Raw genomic sequence first — 19402 nt, 5'->3', positions numbered from 1 at the left:
GGCGGGACTTGCACCCGCTGGCCTGTCAAAGATCGAAGGCTGCACCAGAAAAATTAAGCCGAAGAAAACCGGAGTTTGGGTCACCGCCGAGGTCAGGAGTCGGTCAATTCCGCAATCCGCAATCCGAATTCCGATCAAGATATAATTCCTTGCCGTGGGATTGTTTGGTGCCTACTTTTAGCCGCATGGCAAATACGACCACTTTGACTTTGGGCCACTCGCCCGATCCTGACGACGCGTTTATGTTCTACGCGTTGGCGAAAGAGTTGATTCCGGCCCAGGGTTATCGCTTCGAGCATATTTTACAGGACATTCAAACACTGAACGAACGCGCGACGCGCGGCGAACTGGACATCAGCGCCATCAGCATCCATGCGTATGCCTATGTGTGCGACCAATACGCCCTGCTGCCCAGTGGCGCCAGCATGGGCGACGGTTACGGCCCCATGTTGGTGGCCAAGGAGCAATTCAGCCGCGCTGAGATTGCCAAAAAGCGCATCGCAATCCCCGGCAAGATGACGAGTGCCTTCCTGGCGCTGCAACTCTGGCTGGGGCGTCCCGCCAGCGAGTTCGAGTATATCGTGACGCCCTTTGACCAGATCTTTTCAGCCGTCAAAAGTGGCGCAGCGGACGTGGGGTTGATCATTCATGAGGGCCAGTTGACATATCAGAACGAGGGGCTACGCGTGTGTGAGGACCTGGGCGTCTGGTGGGGGCGGGAGAACGACGGTCTGCCGCTGCCACTCGGGGGCAACGTCATTCACAAGCGCTGGCCGGCGGACGTGCGCCAAACCGTGTCCGGCATTCTCACGGACAGCATCCGCTACAGTTTGGAGCACCGTCCCGAAGCGGTGCTGCACGCCCTCCAGTATGCGCGCGACATGGGCCGGGAGCTGGCGGATAAGTTTGTCGGGATGTACGTGAACCATTGGACGCTCGACTACGGGGACAAAGGCCGCGAGAGCATTCGCCGGTTCCTGAACCGCGGGCAAGCCATGGGGGTTATCCCCAAAGCGCCCGCGCTGGAATTCGTGCCGTAAGCAGCGTCAGCCGTCTGCTTGCTGCTTTCGCCGTCTCAAGCCAGCAGTTGCCGCAGCACGTAAGGCAGGATGCCGCCGTGCTGGTAGTAATCAATCTCGATGGGGGTATCAATGCGGCAGCGCACCGGGACATCCTCCGCCGGGCCGCTCTTGCGGGTGATGCGGAGCGTCAGGTCCTGCTGCGGCTTGAGGTCCGGCGAGAGGCCCACGATGTCATAGACTTCGGTGCCATCCAGCTTGAGCGTCTGCGCGGTGGTGCCTTCCTTGAACTGCAACGGCAGCACGCCCATGCCCACGAGGTTGGAACGGTGAATGCGCTCAAAGCTCTGCGCGACGACGACCTTTACGCCCAGCAGATTGGTGCCTTTGGCGGCCCAGTCGCGACTGGAACCGGTGCCGTACTCCTGCCCGGCGATGACGATCAGCGGCGTCTTGTCCGCCTGATGTTTCACGGCGGCATCATAGATGCTCAGCTTTTCGCCCGTCGGCTGGTAGAGGGTGTTGCCGCCTTCCTCGCCGCCCAGCATCAGGTTCTTGATGCGCACGTTGGCAAAGGTGCCGCGCGTCATGATGCGATCATTACCACGGCGCGAGCCGTAGCTGTTGAAGTCTTCATACGTCACGCCGTTTTCGATCAAGTACTTGCCGGCGGGAGACGTTTTCTTGATGGCACCGGCCGGGGAAATGTGGTCGGTGGTGACGCTATCGCCGAAGATACCCAAGGCGCGCGCGCCACGGATTTGGCCGATGCTGCCCGCCTGCATCGAGAAGTTGGTGAAGAACGGCGGCTCCTGAATGTAGGTACTCTTCGTGTCCCAGCCGTAGATCAGCCCGGCGGTGGTGGGCACTTCGTTCCACTTCGGGTTCTGCGACGCGAAGTTGGTGTACAATTGGCGGAAGATTTCCGGCTGCAAGGCCGACGCCATGGCGCTGCGGATTTCCGCGAGGGTGGGCCAGATATCCGCCAGGTACACCGGCTCATTGTCCTTGCCGAGGCCAATCGGTTCGCAGCTCATGTCCACATCCACGCGCCCGGCCAGCGCGAACGCCACCACCAGCGGCGGCGACATCAGGAAGTTGGCCTTGATGTTCTGATGGACGCGCGCCTCAAAGTTGCGGTTGCCGGAAAGCACGGAAGCGGCAACCAGATCGTTTTTGACAACCGCCTCTTCAATCACCGGTGCCAATGGCCCGGAGTTGCCGATGCAGGTGGCGCAGCCGTAGCCCACCAGGTTGAAGCCCAACTTGTCCAGGTACGGTTGCAGCCCGGTCTTATTCAAGTAGTCGCTGACCACGCGGCTGCCCGGCGCCAGAGACGCCTTCACGGCGGGATTGACGGTCAGCCCCTTCTCCACCGCCTTCTTCGCCAGGAGACCGGCGGCGAGCATGACCGTGGGGTTGGAGGTGTTCGTGCAACTGGTGATGGAGGCGATCAACACCGAGCCATTGCCCAGCGTCGCATCGCCTTTGCCCTCCACCTTGACCTGCGCCTTAACGGTACTGAACTGTTTGCGGGTTTTGCCAAAACCGCTTTCGGTGACCGGACGAATAAAGGCGCTGAAGAAATCGCGCTTGAGGTTCGGCAGCTCGATGCGGTCCTGCGGACGCTTCGGACCGGCCACGCTGGGAACCACCGTCGCCAGATCCAATTCCAGCTCCTGGGAATAATCCACCTGCCCCTTTTGCGGGATGCCCCACAAGCCCTGGGCGCGATAGTAATTCTCGTAGCGCTGGCACAGTTCCTCAGAACGGCCGGTGAGCCGCAAGTAATTGACGCACTCGGCATCCACCGGGAAGAAGCCCATGGTGGCGCCATATTCAGGAGCCATGTTGGCAACCGTGGCGCGATCCACCAGCGGCAACGCCGCCGCACCCGGACCAAAAAACTCCACAAACTTGCCAACCACCTTCGCCTTGCGCAGCAGTTGGGTCACCGTGAGCGCCAAATCCGTGGCGGTCACGCCTTCCCGCAGGCTGCCGGTGAGATGCACCCCAACGACGTCCGGGGTAAGGAAATAGACGGGCTGCCCGAGCATGCCGGCCTCGGCTTCAATGCCACCCACGCCCCAACCAACGATACCGATGCCATTGATCATAGTGGTATGCGAATCCGTACCCACGAGGGTATCCGGATAATAAACTCCACTGTGTTCCAGCACGCCTTTGGCCAGATATTCCAGGTTGACCTGGTGAATGATGCCAATGCCGGGCGGCACAACCTTGAAGGTTTCAAAGGCCTGCATACCCCACTTCAAGAATTGGTAGCGCTCCCGGTTGCGTTGGAACTCCAGTTCCAGATTGCGCTGGAACGCATCAGGCGTACCGGCAAAGTCAACTTGAACGGAGTGATCCACCACCAAGTCCACGGGCACCAGCGGCTCAATCAGCTTGGGATTCTTGCCCAAACGCGACACGGCGGAACGCATAGCCGCAAGGTCCACCAACAGCGGCACGCCGGTGAAATCCTGCAGGACGATCCGCGCGACAACAAACGGAATCTCCGCAGTACGAGCGGTCTTCGGCTGCCAGGCAGCCAACTCGCGCACGTTCTGTTCGGTGACCTTTTTGCCGTCGCAATTGCGCAGCACGGATTCCAGGACAATGCGGATGGATACCGGAAGCCGTGAAATCTTCCCCAGCCCGGCCTTTTCGAGCGCGGGCAGCGAGTAATAATTGCCAGTTTTGCCATTCCCCAAATCAAACGTCTGGAGCGAGTCAAACAAAGTATGCTTTATGGACATAATAATAATTGTTAATCCGCCAAGAAATTGGTGTCTGAAAGCCGGAGTGTCAAGACGTGATTTATGGCTTCAGGTGTTTGGCAAAAAACTGATTCACCAGTCCCTGGTTCTCCGGACCACCGAAACCATGCCCCGCACCGATCACCACATGCAATTGAACTTCCACGCCGGCTTTCTTGAGTGCCGCCTCCAGTATTTCGCTTTGATTCAGGGGCACCAAGGGATCCTTGTCGCCGTGCATAATCAGGAACGGCGGATTATTTTTGGCCACGTAAGTGATGGGGTTGACCTTGGCCGCCTTGGCAAGGTTCTCCTGAATGGGACCGCCCACCAGCAAGGATTCCGGTGATTCCGGCGCGTCGTGTTTCATCGTGCTGGGGAACTTGCTCATCTGCACCATGTCGGTTGGCCCGAACCAATCACACACGGCTTGCACCCGGCTGGAAACGCTGAGATTTTCGCCCACCTCAAACTCTTTGACATCACCGCTGGTGCCGATCAATGCCACCAGATGGCCACCGGCGGAGGAACCCCAGGCCCCAAACCGATCCGGGTCCAGACGATACTTGGCCGCATTGGCGCGCAGCCAACGGATGGCGGCTTTGCAATCCTCGATTTGCGCGGGGAAAATGGCGTGCTGCGACAGACGGTAATTGATGCTGGCCACGGCGTAGCCATCGCGCAGCATCGGCAACGCCGGGCATTGGTCCTTGCTGCCGGCGCGCCATGCGCCACCATGCACCCAAATGATCAGCGGGAGCTTATTGCCATCCTTGGGCCGATAGAGATCAAGTTTCTGCCGCTCATGCCCGTTGGGCACATACTCGAGATCGCGTAAGGCCTCCACTCCAGGCGGCAGGGGTTGTTGACGCTGCGGTAGGCGGGCGTTTGCCCCCGGGCGTTCATCGCGTCCCGACGCCGGCTGCGCAAAAAGCGATGCGGTCATGAGGACGCTACACACTCCGCCCAGAAACAGTAACTTGAGTTGGCTCATAAGCATGATGTCAGTTTGATTTACTTTTAACTTTCAGGAGATTAGACGGATCAGGATACTGGCGGGTTACGCGGTTCTCGGTCATCCTTGGACTATGGCGACGGCAATGGCTTTTGCGGTTGGATTTTAATACTCACTTGCACCGGGGTGCCCACCGGCGGGCAGGCTTCAGGATTACCGGTCCAATTATCATCCTTCTCACGATAGGTGCGCGGATTATTCACCAAAGCATCCGGGTCGGCGATCAAGGCAATGATGGAACGCTCCCGCTGGGCAAGAAACACAGCTTCCACAGTACGTGATCCATTGTAGGTCCACTCACCGGCTTTCATGGGTTTCTCCAATATTTTGTCCAATATCCAACTTTCCAGCGGGGCGTTTTTCTCCACGCCATCCACTTTCCACGCCACCTGAATTGTGACCTTGTCTCCCGGAATGTTTCGCAGAAAATCCTCCTCCCTCAATTCTTTGGGCGAACCTTTAGCTCCCAACAACAACATGGCCACATGAATATGGTAGGGTTCCGCCTCCGTTTGCAGCACACTCTCGTGGAGCTTACCCTGCGAACTGACCAGCGCATATTCAACGATCCCCTCGCGCATATTGATTTGCGCGGGAAACGTGATGGTATTCTTGGCCTTCTCCAGTTTAACAATCCCCACCTGGTACGTGCCTGGTCCGACTTGGCGCACACGGGAATTGGTAAGCACAGCCATGGAATTCGCGGACGGATTTCCCAAGGGCATTGGGCCGCCCACCAAGGCATTGCCCGCCAGGCAGGTCAGCAGACATAAAACGGTACGACTTAACATGAACATCGTGGATGCATGTTACCACAAAGCGAACTCGTGTCGAGCCCGCTCCTTGGGCGTGAAAACCTCACCTATCCGAAATATTGGGGTGGGATTATGAATGAGAAACTCGGAGCTAGCTCACCCCGCACCACTTATTCACTGCTTGGCGCGATTCTTTCAACACCCGCAGCAACGCTTCCCGGGTCTTGGGTTGACCTTTTGGCGTCCATTCATATTCGATGTGAACGGAGAACGGACGCCGGTAGTCCATAGCCTTGAGTTTCTGGAAATAATCCGTGCGCGAGAATTCTCCCTCGCCAAAAGCCACAAACCGTTTGACTCGGTCGGCATCTTTGATATACGCGATGCCCAAATGCGATTTCAGTTTTTCAAAGTGCGTTTTCCATTCGTCCTGATGCACGACCAACGCGTGCCCCAAATCAAACGCCACCGCGATTTCATCCGGTGCAAAGCCCTCCACCAACGCAGCCATATCCGTCAAGTCACCGCCCAAGTATGCACTATTACCGCTAGGCGAATGATTCTGGAAGATGGCGGTCATGCCCAACTGGCGATTCAGCGCGGCCAGGTCCTTGAAACGCGCCCGGACCTCGGGAATCAAATCGCGCATGGTCTTGCCCTTCTCAGGCCGATATTGGCCGAGCCGATAATAACGGATGCCGAGCTTTTTCCCGGTGCGTAACACGGTTTCGGTATGGGGAAAATCAACGCTGGTGATGCCGGTGGTCAGCAACAACATGGCGGCATTGTGTTGCTTAAGCGCCTCGGCGTACCGAGGCATGTCGTCAGCCGCGCGCTCCGGTTCAATCTCCCCCTTGGGACGGACGGGACAGTCAACCCCATCCAGGCCAGCCTCCTGCGTAAGGGCGGCCGCTTGATCAAAATCGAGTTTAACCTCTTGATAAACCTTGCTGAACACCGCCATGGCCGGCGGCCAGGAATCCCCAGCGCCAAACAGTGACAACGATGACCCCATGCCACCCAGGGCCACTGCCGCCAGCGCGCTACGGGTGAGAAAGTCACGGCGTCCCAGCATGGTCCCCGGGTTTTCCACTGGTTGACTTAAGGCGTCAGTTCGCATCGTACGTTTCGGTTCAAGCTGTTTCATGGCGTCAGCTTAAACCGTGGCAGGGGAGGAATACAAGCGCATTAGAGACCATCCTAAATCTCGAAATTCAGGACGGGACTATTTTTCTCCAGCTTGCTCATCACGCGGACCTTGACATCATCCGCGAGCACAAGTGAACGGGCTGGCACACTGTGGCTGAGGAATACGTTCGCACCCACCGTGCTGCCCGCCCCCACCACGGTATCTCCGCCCATGATAGTTGACCCGGCATAGATGGTAACATGATCTTCAATGGTCGGATGCCGCTTGGTGCCGCGCAATTGTTGCCCGCCGGAAAGCGAGCGGGCGATCAAGGCCACGCCTTGGTACATTTTGACGTGGTTGCCGATAATGCTGGTTTCGCCCACGACCGTGCCGGTGCAATGGTCCACAAAGAAGTACGAGCCAATGGAAGCGCCGGGATGCAGGTCCATGCCAGTGCGTGAATGCGCCCATTCGCTCATAATGCGCGGGAGGAGTGCGATTCCCTTGCGATACAGCTCATTCGCGGCGCGATGCACGGCAATCGCCTCGACAAACGGATAGGCCACGATGACTTCTTCCTTGCTCAGCGCGGCTGGATCGCCTTGATACGCCGCTTCCATATCGGTCTGCAAGATTTCGCGGATGCCGGGGAACGCTTGGATTAACCCGAAGGCGACCTCTTTGGCAAACGCGCGAAACTCCTTCTTTTTCAGGTCGCCGGGAGCGTGGTATTCCAGGCTCTTATAGATTTCATCCTCCAACCGGACCATGACGGACTCGAGCAAGACGGTTGTTTCCACCCTGATTTTTGAGGAATGAATGACACGCTCATCGAAAAAGCCAGGGAACAGCAGACGCAACAGATCCACGGTAATCTGAACAATAGCGCTCTTGGAGGGCAGGTTTTTGCCATCCAAATGGTTGATGCCGCCCACCCGGCTGTACGAGTCAACCAGGCGCTCCGTCAGTTCTGCAATCGTCAAATTCACGGGCACAATATTGAACACGTGCCGGAGAAACGCAAGTGCCGGGAAACGTTGTCTGAGGATGCGCGTCATTAACATCCGGTTTCCGTTCCGGCCGGATCGCTTGATGCACTCACGCCGCAAATGTAAAGTTTATGTGACATTTTGATGGCCAAGCCGGGGTTTTTTTGATATGTTTGATGACAGATCAAATTTACTATGTGTTGTCTTGGCTTTAGACGCATCGGGCTCCTGCTCGTATGTGTGGTTGGGTTGTTTGGCTCGCTATCGGTGGCGGCTCAAACGCTGTTGTTGGAATATTGGACAAACCGGCCCGGCAACTACGTCTCGGATCTCACCACGGACCCGCGTTTCCCATGGAATCCCAGCGGCTCGCTTTCCCTAAACAGCTTCAATATGCCCGCTGGATACAGTACGGCCAACTTCGGTACCAGCATCAATTACGGGACCCGAGTGCGAGGCTATGTGGTCCCGCCCATGTCAGGATATTACACCTTCTGGATATGCAGTGATGACTTAAGCCAGCTTTTCCTAAGCACGGATAGCTACGTCAGCAACAAGACGGCCATCGTTTCGGCCAATAGCGTGGTCACCTGGCAAAAGTGGACCAATGGTTCAGCCCCCATTTACCTGGCATCCGGCAATGCTTATTATATCGAGGCGTTGCAGAAGCAAGGAACGGGTGGTGAATACCTTTCCGTGGCTTGGACCATGCCCGATGGCACAACCAATGGCCCGATTTCCGGGAGTTACCTGTTGCCTTATGCCATAAACACAAATCCACCCGTGGTAATCGGGCAACCGCAGGATGTTACTGTCGAGGAAGGCGGCACGGCAGTATTCGGCGTGCTGGCTTCAGGCGAAGAGCCTTTTACTTATCAGTGGCTGCGCAATGACGAATATCTCATCGGGGAGTTTACTCCCACCTTGACGTATGATCGCGCCCGGTTGGAAGAAGATGGCACACAATTCCGCTGCATTGTGGCAAATCCTTTTGGGACGGCGTATAGTGCTTCTGCCACACTCCATGTAAATGTGGAAACCACGCCGCCGACCATCATAGCGCTCGAACCACCCGCCAATGTGACGCTGAGAGTTTTATCCCAAGTGACAGTGCTCTTCTCTGAACCGGTGACCGGATTAAAGGCCTCCGACCTGCTCGTCAACGGGCAGCCAGCGGCGATTGTATCGGGCTACAATACGGGGCCTTACCTGTTCCAATTCGCAGTGCCATCAAACGGGCTGGTGCATTTTGAATGGAGCACCAATCATCACATTACCGATTTCTCCTTTAACAGCAACCGTTTCGCTGGCGGAAGTTGGGATGTGACACTAGATCCGCTTGCGCCAACGGGCGATGTGGTGATCAATGAATTCATGGCCGGCAATGAGAACGGCATACGAGATGAGGATGGGGATCGCAATGGCTGGATTGAACTATACAATCGCGGTACCACCAGTGTGAACTTATACGGGTATGCTTTGACCGATAATAAGGATTCACCGGACGGATGGGTTTTCCCGGACATGACGATTGCGCCCGGCCAATACCTGATGGTATGGGCTTCGGGCAAGGACCGGACAAACGTGATCGGCACAAACTGGTGCCATACAAACTTCAAGTTGAGCATGTACGGCGAAGACCTGGCAATCTTCAGTCCTGATTCACCTCGCCAACCCGTGCATGTCATCAAATCGTTTCCCGAACAGCGCATTAATTACTCTTACGGACTGGACGCCACCGGCACCAACCGATATTTTCTAACCGCGACTCCAGGCGGCCCCAACAGCACCAACATTGCCCAAGGGTTTGCGTTGGATCCGCACTTCAGCGTACCCCGAGGCTTTTTCACCAATTACTTCAACTTGCAATTATCCTGTGAGACCACGGGTGCCATCATTCGCTACACGCTGGATGGCAGCGAACCTACGGACAGCAATGGAATCGTGTATAGCAACAAATTTGTGCCGACCAACAGTATTTCCACCAATGCCGGTCTCGTGCGCGCCGTGGCGTTTAAAACGGGATTGCTGCCATCAACCACAATTACCCATAGTTATTTTTTCAACCAAAACAGCATCATTCGATCGCTCCCGGTACTCTCCATCACCACGGCGCAGACGAATCTCACGGGGCGTACGGGCATTGGTGGAATGTCTGGGGGAGCCTTTCCCAATGGTGGCATCTGGGTAGCCACCAGCCCGGATGATTATTATAACTTTACCAACCGCACCATCGCCTGGGAACGACCGGTATCCGTGGAACTCATGAATGCAACGGACAATTCAGGTTTTGCAGTGGAATGCGGTTTTCGGATTCAAGGCAGTGATTTTATGCGCCCGCGCTATACCCTCACCAGCAAGACCAGTTACCGCATGTATTTCCGGGGTGATTACGGGCCCGGCAAACTGGACTATCCATGGTTCCCGACATCCCCCATGACGCTCCATGACCAGGTTGTGCTGCGGGCTGGGCATAACGATATGTCCAATCCATTTATCAACGATGAACTAGCCCGCCGCTTGTTCAGCGATATGGGCCAAATCACACCACAAGGTGAGTTCGTGAACTATTTTCTGAATGGTGTGTATAAAGGGTATTACAATCCGGTAGAACGCAATGAAAGCGACTTCTTCAAGCAATGCTATGGGACCACCAATAACTTTGACGTGATCGGCGTGAAGTCCGATCCCATTGACGGTGATCTCGTGGCTTGGAACCAGCTAAAAAACTACATGTGGAGCAACAACCTGGCCATTCCCTCAAACTATATCCAAGCCGCCACCATGCTGGATGTAACCAATTTTGCCGATTATATCCTGCTATACATGAACAATGCCAGCCATGACTGGCCGGGCAATAATTGGCGCACCTCCCGAGAGCGCTGTCCCACCGGCATCTTCCGTTTCTCCACATGGGACTCCGAAATGTCTTTCAATACCTGTGGCGGTGGCGCGGTTACAGAAGATTCCTTTAACTATATTCTGGGAGCCAGTCCAGGAAGTTCGACCACGGAGATCGTCCGTTTTTTGTACGCGCTGACGAACGCGCCGGAGTTTCGACTCCTGTTTACGGATCGGATTCGCAAGCATTTCTTTAATGATGGAGCATTGATCGGCAATAATGTCTCCAATCGTTTTAACGCAATGCGAACGGAACTCAGCGGAGTTATCCCCAGCATGAATGCAGCCATTCTGACCTTTGCGGCAAGCCGGGCAACCAACTTATTTGAGCAATTTAAAACCAATGGCTTTGGGGCCTTCACCAACGCGCCCGGATTTAATCAGTATGGGGGGGTGGTAGCGCGCGGTTTTGGCATCGTCATGACCAACGCCGCTGGTGGCACAATCTATTACACCACCAATGGGTTGGACCCGCGCGTCATGTTCGCCGGAGTGGTGCATAGCAGCGCAATCGCTTATACGAATGGCCAGCCAGTGGTGCTCCCGGCCAATGCCACCATCAAGGCGCGCACTTTGCTCGGAACCAATTGGAGCGCTGTAACCGTGGCCACCTTTACCGTAGCCAACATTGGCTCACCGCTGCGCATCACTGAACTGATGTATGGCGCTTATGGTGGGCAACAGTATGAATACTTGGAACTCGCCAATATCAGCGGCCAAATCGTGGATCTCTCGGGGGCGAGTTTTTCCGGCATAGACTTTACCTTCCCCCCACGAACTTATATGGGACCGGGCGAACGGTGGGTGCTGGCGAACGGTAAAAAGCCCAGTCAGTTCGCTGCCCGCTATCCTGGGGTCGCCGTGGCCGGATGGTATGGCGGAGCGCTGGCCAATGAAGGCGAGCGCATTTCGCTACAAGATGCGGATGGCAACGTGTTGTGTTCCGTGGATTATCTGGCGAATGCTGGTTGGCCCGAGGTGGTGGATACCTTTTATTCGATTGAATTGATTGATCCATACGGAGACCAAAAGGCGGCGGCTAACTGGCAGGCCAGCGCATATAATGGTTCACCCGGGCAACCTAATACAGTGCTCCCCTTGCCAGCGGTACGTTTGAACGAGGTTATGGCATACAATACCGGTACCATCACCAACGACACCAATTACCCGGATTGGGTGGAATTGTTCAATGGTGGATCTCAGACCGTGAATTTGACGAATTGGAGCCTGACGGTGGACGCGAATAAGCGCAAATTTGTCCTTACCACCAATGCAATCCTAAACCCAGGAGAATATCTGGTGATTTGGTGTGACACCAACTATTCCGATCCCGGTTTGCATACCGGTTTCGGCTTGGGGCGCAGTGGTGAAAATTTATTCCTCTACGATCAGAACACCAACCGCGTGGACGCCGTCGCTTTCGGGGTGCAGATTCCCTATTATTCCGTGGGACGCGACTCGAACCAAGTCTGGCAATTGACCCAACCCACACCGGGCTCCAATAACCAGGTCGCCGCGACCGCCACTGCAAGCAACCTTTGGATTAATGAATGGCTGGCCAGTTCGCCCGGCGGTTCCGACTGGTTGGAACTGTATAATCGCAGCACCAACCTGCCTGTTACTCTCAAAGGGATTTATCTTGGCACTAACACGATGCCGCAACAGATTCGTTCGCTGTCATTCATCGAACCGGGCGGTTATATCCGGTTCTACGCGGATGCCCTGCCGGGAGCTGACCACTTGGATTTCAAGATTTCCGCAAGTGGCGGCAACCTCTATTTCTATGATGATGTGGGGATATTGCGGCAAACGGCCAGCTTTGGTCCACAGTTGGAGAATGTGTCCATTGGCAGTCTGCCCGACGGCTCCACCAATTTTGTTCAATTTTTCGGCAGCCAATCGCCGGGCGCTCCCAATTACCTGCCAACCTCGGTGGGGTTGGTTATCAACGAAGTGATGGCGCGCAATGAAAACGCCATCTCGAACCGGTATGGCCACGCGGCCGATTGGATTGAAATTTTTAATCCCACCTCCAACACCGTCTCGCTGGCTGGCATGAGTCTGAGCATAGACACGATGCAGGCGGGACAGTGGGTGTTTCCCGCCGGTGTGGCGCTGGCTCCGCAACGGTACTTGGTTGTTTGGTGCGACCCGAACGCCCCCGCAAGCACGAGCTACAATTTGGAATTGAATAGCGGGCAGGCACTGGATGGCGACGGTACCAGTGTGTATTTGTTCGATACCAATGGGGTTACCGTGGATTTTATCCAATTCGGCCCTCAAATAGCGAACCGGAGCATTGGCCGTTACACGAATACTTGGGCGTTGTTACGCCAACCGACGCCGGGCGCCCCGAATACTCCTCCCGCAACTCTCGGCAACCCGCTCAATGTGCGTTTCAATGAATGGTTTGCCAGCCCGGCGGTTGGCGGGGATTGGTTTGAACTTTTCAATCCAGGCAGCCTCCCCGTGACGGTGACTGGACTGTACTTGACCGATGACCCTTCGATATTAGGCGCGGCCAAGCATAAAATTGCTGCGCTCGCCTTCCTTGACGCTGCCGGATATGCTCGCTTCATCGCAGATACGCAAACCGAAAAAGGCGCGAATCACACCTCGTTTTCGCTGGATGGCATGGGTGAATTGCTGATTTTGTATAACACGAATTTCACTATCATAGACATGGTGGATATCAGGCAGCAACCACTTGGCCTCGGGGAAGGGCGTTTTGTCGTGAATGGTTCAAATATCATCAGTTTCACGGCTTTAGGCACACCAGGAGCGTCCAACACTCTGCTGCTTGGTCCGGCGATTTTGACCAATCCGGCTCCTCAAACCGTGGGCGTGGGCTCCATCGTTGTCTTCTCCGTCACGGCTTCCAGCGGCGGATTGCTAGCGTATCAGTGGTTTTACAACGGCAACGCCCTGAGTAACGCCACCAATAACTTGCTATTGCTATCCGCCGTTCAACCGGCACAGGCGGGCGGCTATTCGGTCGCGGTGGCGGATAATCTTGGCACGGTCACAAGCACCGTGGCATCGCTTACCATAGTCACTCCACCCGCCATCGTCACGTCCCCTTCCAATCATACCATTATAGCCGGGTCGAACTGCACCTTGGCGGTAGTGGCGTCAGGCACTTACCCGTTATGGTATCAATGGGTATTCAATGGCACCACCGTACCCGATGCGGCGGGGAATACTCTGTCGCTCTATAATGTTCAGGCGAACCAAGCGGGCAGCTATGCCGTGCTAGTCTCCAACGCCGCCGGCGTAGTCACCAGTGACGCTGCGTTACTTACCGTATTGTCTCCCCCGTCCATCACGCAACAACCGCTCAGCCAACAGGTATTATCCAGCTCAACAGTGACTTGGACCGTATTGGCCAATGGCACTGCGCCATTGCAGTATCAATGGTGCTTCAACGGCACAAATCTGACTGGCGCTGTTGCTGCCGCCTTATCGTTAACCAATGTATCCACCACACAAGCTGGCGGGTATTCCGTGATCGTAACCAATGGGTTGGGCGCGATCACCAGCGTGGTAGCCACATTGGGAGTAGATGTGCCGCCCGCCATTGTCACCCAACCACAAAGCCAATCCGCTCCGACAGGGGCAACCGTGCAATTCAGCGTGGTTGCGTCCGGGGCCACCCCGTTGTTCTATCAATGGCGTCGGTATGGAACCAATCTGGCGGGTGCTCAGGCATCCTCCTTTGAACTGCTCCAAGCGCAGATCAACCAATCCGGACCCTATTCTGTGATCGTATCCAATGCCTTTGGCACCATCACCAGTACGGTGGCATTCTTGACCGTTTTCGAGCCGCCCACGATTACCGCACCCACCAATGTCACCATTAATGTGAATGCTGGTTCCTGCACCACCACCAATGTAAATCTGGGAACACCCCTGGCAAGCGCATCCGCCGGAGTAGCCAGTCTGACGAATAATGCGCCGGTCGCGTTCCCAACGGGAACCAATGTCGTTGTCTGGACAATTACAGACAATGCCACGCACACCGCTTCAGCCACCCAGCTCGTGGTCGTAATTGACAACCTCGCCCCGGTCATTCTCGCGTATCCGACCAACTTGGCAGTAAATGCCAACGGTGCTTGTCTGGCCACTTTACCCTCGTTCACCAGTCAGATTCTCTACTCCGATAATTGCACCAATGTCACGGTAACCCAATCCCCCCCGCCCGGCACCGTAGTGGACACCCCGCAAACAAATGTAACACTGACGGTTTCGGATGGGTATAATCAAGTAAGCGCAGTGGCACAAGTATTCGTGGTCAACCTGTGCCGCTCCGGCAAACCGCTGATCTTGAGCACAAATCGGATGGTCAACAGCCTGGTGCCCAGCATGGACCGATCCGGCCTGGCCAGCGCCATTGAGTTTGGCAGTGCGGTGGGACTGGTAACCAACGTGGCGGTCCGCTTAAAGGTTTCTGGATCGTGGAATGGTGATCTATACTGCTACCTCTCGCACGGCACCAATCTGGCGATGCTCTTAAACCGGGTGGGACGCGACGGAGTGCGTTACTGGGGCTATGGGGATCCGGGACTGGATGTGACGTTGGATGATACCGCCGCCAATGGGGACATTCATGTGTATCGGCAAACACTTTTTGGTAATCACAATACTCCCCTGAGCGAAGCGCTGACTGGAAGTTGGGCGCCTGATGGACGGACAGCCGATCCAGAATCGGTGACCAATACCTCACCGCGCATTGCCTCTTTGAGTGCCTTTAATGGAAGTGACCCGAATGGGACTTGGACTCTGTTCATTGCCGACGCTGACTCGGGTTTGGATAGCACGTTGACAAGTTGGGGGCTCGAAATCAACGGGGTGGCATATCCGCCAACCATCATTCAACAACCGGCCAGTCGCCAGGCGATTGTCGGCCAAACGGTCACATTTTCAGTGACTGCCTCCACCATGACGCCGGCGACTTACCAATGGCAATTATCTGGCACGAACCTCCCAAACGCCAACTCGCCGGTCTTAACTCTCGATCACGTACAAACCAATCAAGCAGGCCCCTACACGGTGGTGGTGACGAATGCGGCGGGTTCCGTGACCAGCTTGGTGGCGAGTTTGACGGTTTTGATTCCACCGGTCATCACCCTGTCACCGGTCAGTCAATCCGTGTATGCGGGGCAAAATGTCAATTTCACTGTGGCCGCCACCAGTTCAGCGCCGTTGACATATCAATGGTATGGCAAGGGTATGATGCTGTCCGGGCAGACGAATACCACCTTGACGCTGGCCAACGTTCAAGCGGCGCAAGAAGGCATTTACTACGCGATCGCCACCAATCTTTATGGCCAAGCCGTCAGCAGTGAGGCGTTATTAGCGCTCCGCCTCCTGCCGCCGAGTGCCACCCCTGGATATTTATATTTCTACAATGGCACGAATAATTGCATCTTCCATCCCACTAACTCGGTGGTGGGAGCAGGACAACTTTCCACTCTGAACAGCAACACGGTGTCCTTTGGCACCCTGCGATTATCGCTCTATTACGGCACGAATGGCGGGCCACTGCAAACCAATCTAAATGATGTGCGCGCCTGGAATTGGGATGGCGCCAACAATGGCGAGTCGGGTATTTCTGGAAATGCGTTGCTGGCGGAAACAGACAAAGGAATTATTGGGTTTGCCGCTTTGTTTGGCGGGCAGTTTAGCGCTGGAAATAACAACGTGACCGCCTATCGCACCGACGCAGCCACCAATTATAGCGCGCAGGTCCGCGTATGGGATTCCGGGGCCGGCGATGGCAGTCCGACGTGGGAATCATTCCAACAGAAACTGACAGCGGGGACTTTACCGATCGGCACGCTCTATGGACTTTCTCCGATCTTTACCCAGACGGCCTCGAATCCGAACAAAACTCCAATACCTGATGCGCCAGCGGCATTGACTATGCCGTATTGGCAATTGACGACGGTGACGGCTCAGCCGCCCGTGATTATTCTCCAACCCGTGAACCAAACAGTGTTGGTTGGTCAGGCCACAGCTTTTACAGTAAGCGCTCGTGGTACGGCCCCATTACATTACCAATGGTATCATGATGGCAATCTCGAGGCCGGCGCGCAAAGCTCGGGATATATCTTTACCAACGCAAGTTTATCGCAGGGCGGAAATTACTATGTGGTGGTAAGCAATGCGTATGGCAGTATCACAAGCGCGGTAGCAACACTGGCGGTTTGGGCAGCACCAACCATTACGGCTGAACCCCAGAGTGCAACCAATCTCGCGGGTACCACCGCCAGTTTTAATGTCGGCGCAAACGGTTCGCCGGTGCCATGGTATCAATGGTATAAATCTGTGGACAGTAATCCGTGGTCAGTGATCGGTGGCGCGACCAATTGTCAGTTGTCCGTTGCCAGTTGTCAATTAAGTGACGCCGGTAACTATTCGGTCGTGGTAACCAATGCGGCGGGAACAATAACCAGCGCTGTGGCAACACTATCCGTTTGGTCGGCACCAGTAATCGTGACTCAACCACAAAACCAAACCAATTTTGTTGGCACCATCGTTAGTTTTAGTGTGATTGCAAACGGCTCACCTGCGCTGTGGTATCAATGGTGGTACGAAGGTACAGCGCTGCCAAACCAAACAAACGCCGCCTTGATCCTGCCCAATGTGCAGATGACCAACGCCGGCAATTACTCGGTAGTGATTACCAATAACGTGGCTTCCGTTACCAGTATGGTCGCCTCACTAGCTGTCATGGTTCCGCCGTTCTTCACCCTGCCGCCGATCAGCCAATCGGTCTATGCGGGACAAAATGCCAGTTTCACCGTGGCGGCCACCAATCCAGCCCCATTGACCTACCAATGGTATGGGAATGGCACACTACTCTCCGGACAGACTAACACGACGTTGACGCTTACTAATGTTCAAGCGGCACAGGAAGGGAATTACTACGCCGTCGCCGCCAACTCCTTTAGCCAAACCACCAGCAGTGTGGCCTTATTGGCACTTCGCATCCTGCCGCCGAGTTCGGCCCCGGGGTACTTTTCTTTTCAAAATATCGCTACCAACCGTATTTTTCATCCCACCAACACGCCGGTTGGATCGGGACAAACGTCGTCACTCAAAAGCACCACCGTGCCTTTTGGCTCCTTGCGCATCTCGATCTACTACGGGGTGGGTCGCGTACCACTCCAAACCAACCTGAATGACGTGCGCGCTTGGAATTGGACCGGCTCGAACAGCGGTAACTCCGGCATTTCCGGGAATGCATTGTTGGCGGAGACAAGTAAGGGAATTATTGGTTTTAACAACTTTGGTGGTGGGCAATTCTCTCCTGGCACTGGCTCTACAAACGCCTATCGCACGGATTCCCTCGGTAGCTGCCCAATGCAGGTGCGCGTATGGGATTCCGCCGCCGGGGATGGCAGTCCCACGTGGGAATCGTTCCAGCAGAAGCTTAATGCGGGAACGCTGCCGATTGGCACCCTGTATGGATTGTCCACCATCTACACCCAGGCGGTTTCCAACCCAAACAACATTCCAAGCCCGGACATGCCTACTACATTGTCAATGCCGTATTGGCAATTGACATCGGTCACGGCACGTCCACCCGTAATTACCATCCAACCGCTGAGCCAGACTAACCTGATGGGAACGACGGTAAACTTTAATGTGTCGGCGACCGGCAATCCGGCACCCTGGTATCAATGGTACAAATCCGTGACCAGTAACCAGTGGTCAATCATCAGTGGCGCGACCAATTCTCAATGGTCCATTTCCAATTGTCAATTGAGTGACGCCGGTAATTACACGGTCGTTGTGACCAATGTAGCGGGAACAGTCACCAGCGCGGTAGCGACGCTGACCGTGCTTTCATATCCAATCATCACCGCCGACCCACAAGGTTTGTTCACCAATGCTGGCGTACTGGTGACCTTAACCACAACCATTATCGGCGCGGAACCGTTAAGCTACCGATGGTATCGCGCCCCAGCCACCCTGTTAACTGGCTCTACGAGCAACACACTGTGCCTGTCGAATTTGCAACTATCGGACAGTGGCGGATATTTTATCGTTGCCAGTAACAGCGTCGGGCAAGCTACAAGCAGCGTGGCTCAATTACGAATTTCCACCTTTGGCGTGGCTTTGAACAATACTAATCTGACATGGAATAACAGTGGGCAAACACCGTGGTTTCTAGTGACCAATATTGCCCATGATGCGAACGAAGCCGCCAGAAGTGGCGCAACTCTGGCACAACAAGCCTCTATCTTGGAAACCACCGTGACAGGACCGGGGTTGGTGACCTTCTGGTGGAAGGTTTCGTCCGCCACCAACCAGGGCATTTTCACATTTGCATATTCCGGCGTGGCGCAAGAATCCATTTCTGGTGAAGTGAATTGGTTCAAACGAAACTTCCTGATCCCGTCCGGCTCGCAAACCCTCCGGTGGAGTTATACTAACTTGGATGGCACGGTTGCCGGTGCCAACGCGGGATGGTTGGATCAGGTTGGGTTTGGTCCCATCCAAGTGCAAATGCAAAGTCCCGCTCCCACCAACCACCTCTTTCACATGAAGATTGAGACGGAGCTGGGACGAACCTACACCTTGGAATACAAGGATACTTTGACAGATGACCATTGGTCGGTGATCCACCCAGCCACGGGCGATGGCTCGACACAATTACTGACCGACACCAACGCGGTGGGAGCCAAGCGGTTCTATCGCATTCGGGCTGAATAATCCGATCACGATACATGTAACGAAATGAATAAAAGTTTGTACACGATAATAAAGGCGCATCCTGGACCTTACCGGTCGTATTGGCGTGCCACCGCCATGTGTCTGGTA

At 55.3% G+C, this 19402-nt stretch carries 7 protein-coding genes; 2 read left to right on the top strand and 5 right to left on the bottom strand.

The features are described from left to right. Positions 1-185: 185 nt before the first annotated feature. Complete coding sequence (locus tag WCO56_02455; GenBank protein MEI7728398.1) at positions 186-1040, top strand: MqnA/MqnD/SBP family protein; 855 nt, start codon at positions 186-188, stop codon at positions 1038-1040. Positions 1041-1075: 35 nt separating this feature from the next. Here the strand turns inward: WCO56_02455 and acnA are convergent, their stop codons facing one another. The 5 genes from acnA to WCO56_02430 form a co-directional block, all read right to left on the bottom strand. After that, positions 1076-3781, bottom strand: a complete 2706-nt coding sequence (acnA, locus tag WCO56_02450) for an aconitate hydratase AcnA (protein MEI7728397.1) — start codon at positions 3779-3781, stop codon at positions 1076-1078. 61 nt (positions 3782-3842) lie between these two features. After that, entirely contained in the window at positions 3843-4775 is a 933-nt protein-coding gene (locus WCO56_02445; protein ID MEI7728396.1) for an alpha/beta hydrolase, read from the bottom strand. A gap of 92 nt (positions 4776-4867) precedes the next feature. After that, a complete protein-coding gene (locus WCO56_02440) occupies positions 4868-5587 on the bottom strand; it encodes a YdjY domain-containing protein (protein ID MEI7728395.1) in 720 nt (239 codons plus the stop codon). A 115-nt stretch (positions 5588-5702) separates the two neighbouring features. Continuing rightward, positions 5703-6698, bottom strand: a complete 996-nt coding sequence (locus WCO56_02435; GenBank protein ID MEI7728394.1) for a TIM barrel protein — start codon at positions 6696-6698, stop codon at positions 5703-5705. Between the two features lie 53 nt (positions 6699-6751). Then, positions 6752-7741 (bottom strand): serine acetyltransferase, encoded by a 990-nt coding sequence (locus WCO56_02430; GenBank protein MEI7728393.1) that lies wholly within the window; start codon positions 7739-7741, stop codon positions 6752-6754. Between the two features lie 126 nt (positions 7742-7867). Between WCO56_02430 and WCO56_02425 the strand changes: the two genes are divergently transcribed. Then, a complete protein-coding gene (locus WCO56_02425) occupies positions 7868-19294 on the top strand; it encodes an immunoglobulin domain-containing protein (protein MEI7728392.1) in 11427 nt (3808 codons plus the stop codon). Positions 19295-19402: the final 108 nt, after the last annotated feature.

Source organism: Verrucomicrobiota bacterium, assembly GCA_037139415.1.
GTDB lineage: Bacteria > Verrucomicrobiota > Verrucomicrobiia > Limisphaerales > Fontisphaeraceae > JBAXGN01.
The sequence above is the reverse complement of the archived record's forward strand: the minus strand, read 5'-3'. Positions and strand labels throughout refer to the sequence as shown.

What these genes read in the sequence shown, in the direction of transcription:
- WCO56_02455 (MEI7728398.1), top strand. Translation starts at nt 186, where the DNA reads ATGGCAAATACGACCACTTTGACTTTGGGCCACTCGCCCGATCCTGAC.
- acnA (MEI7728397.1), bottom strand. Translation starts at nt 3,781, where the DNA reads ATGTCCATAAAGCATACTTTGTTTGACTCGCTCCAGACGTTTGATTTG.
- WCO56_02445 (MEI7728396.1), bottom strand. Translation starts at nt 4,775, where the DNA reads ATGAGCCAACTCAAGTTACTGTTTCTGGGCGGAGTGTGTAGCGTCCTC.
- WCO56_02440 (MEI7728395.1), bottom strand. Translation starts at nt 5,587, where the DNA reads ATGTTAAGTCGTACCGTTTTATGTCTGCTGACCTGCCTGGCGGGCAAT.
- WCO56_02435 (MEI7728394.1), bottom strand. Translation starts at nt 6,698, where the DNA reads ATGAAACAGCTTGAACCGAAACGTACGATGCGAACTGACGCCTTAAGT.
- WCO56_02430 (MEI7728393.1), bottom strand. Translation starts at nt 7,741, where the DNA reads ATGACGCGCATCCTCAGACAACGTTTCCCGGCACTTGCGTTTCTCCGG.
- WCO56_02425 (MEI7728392.1), top strand. Translation starts at nt 7,868, where the DNA reads ATGTGTTGTCTTGGCTTTAGACGCATCGGGCTCCTGCTCGTATGTGTG.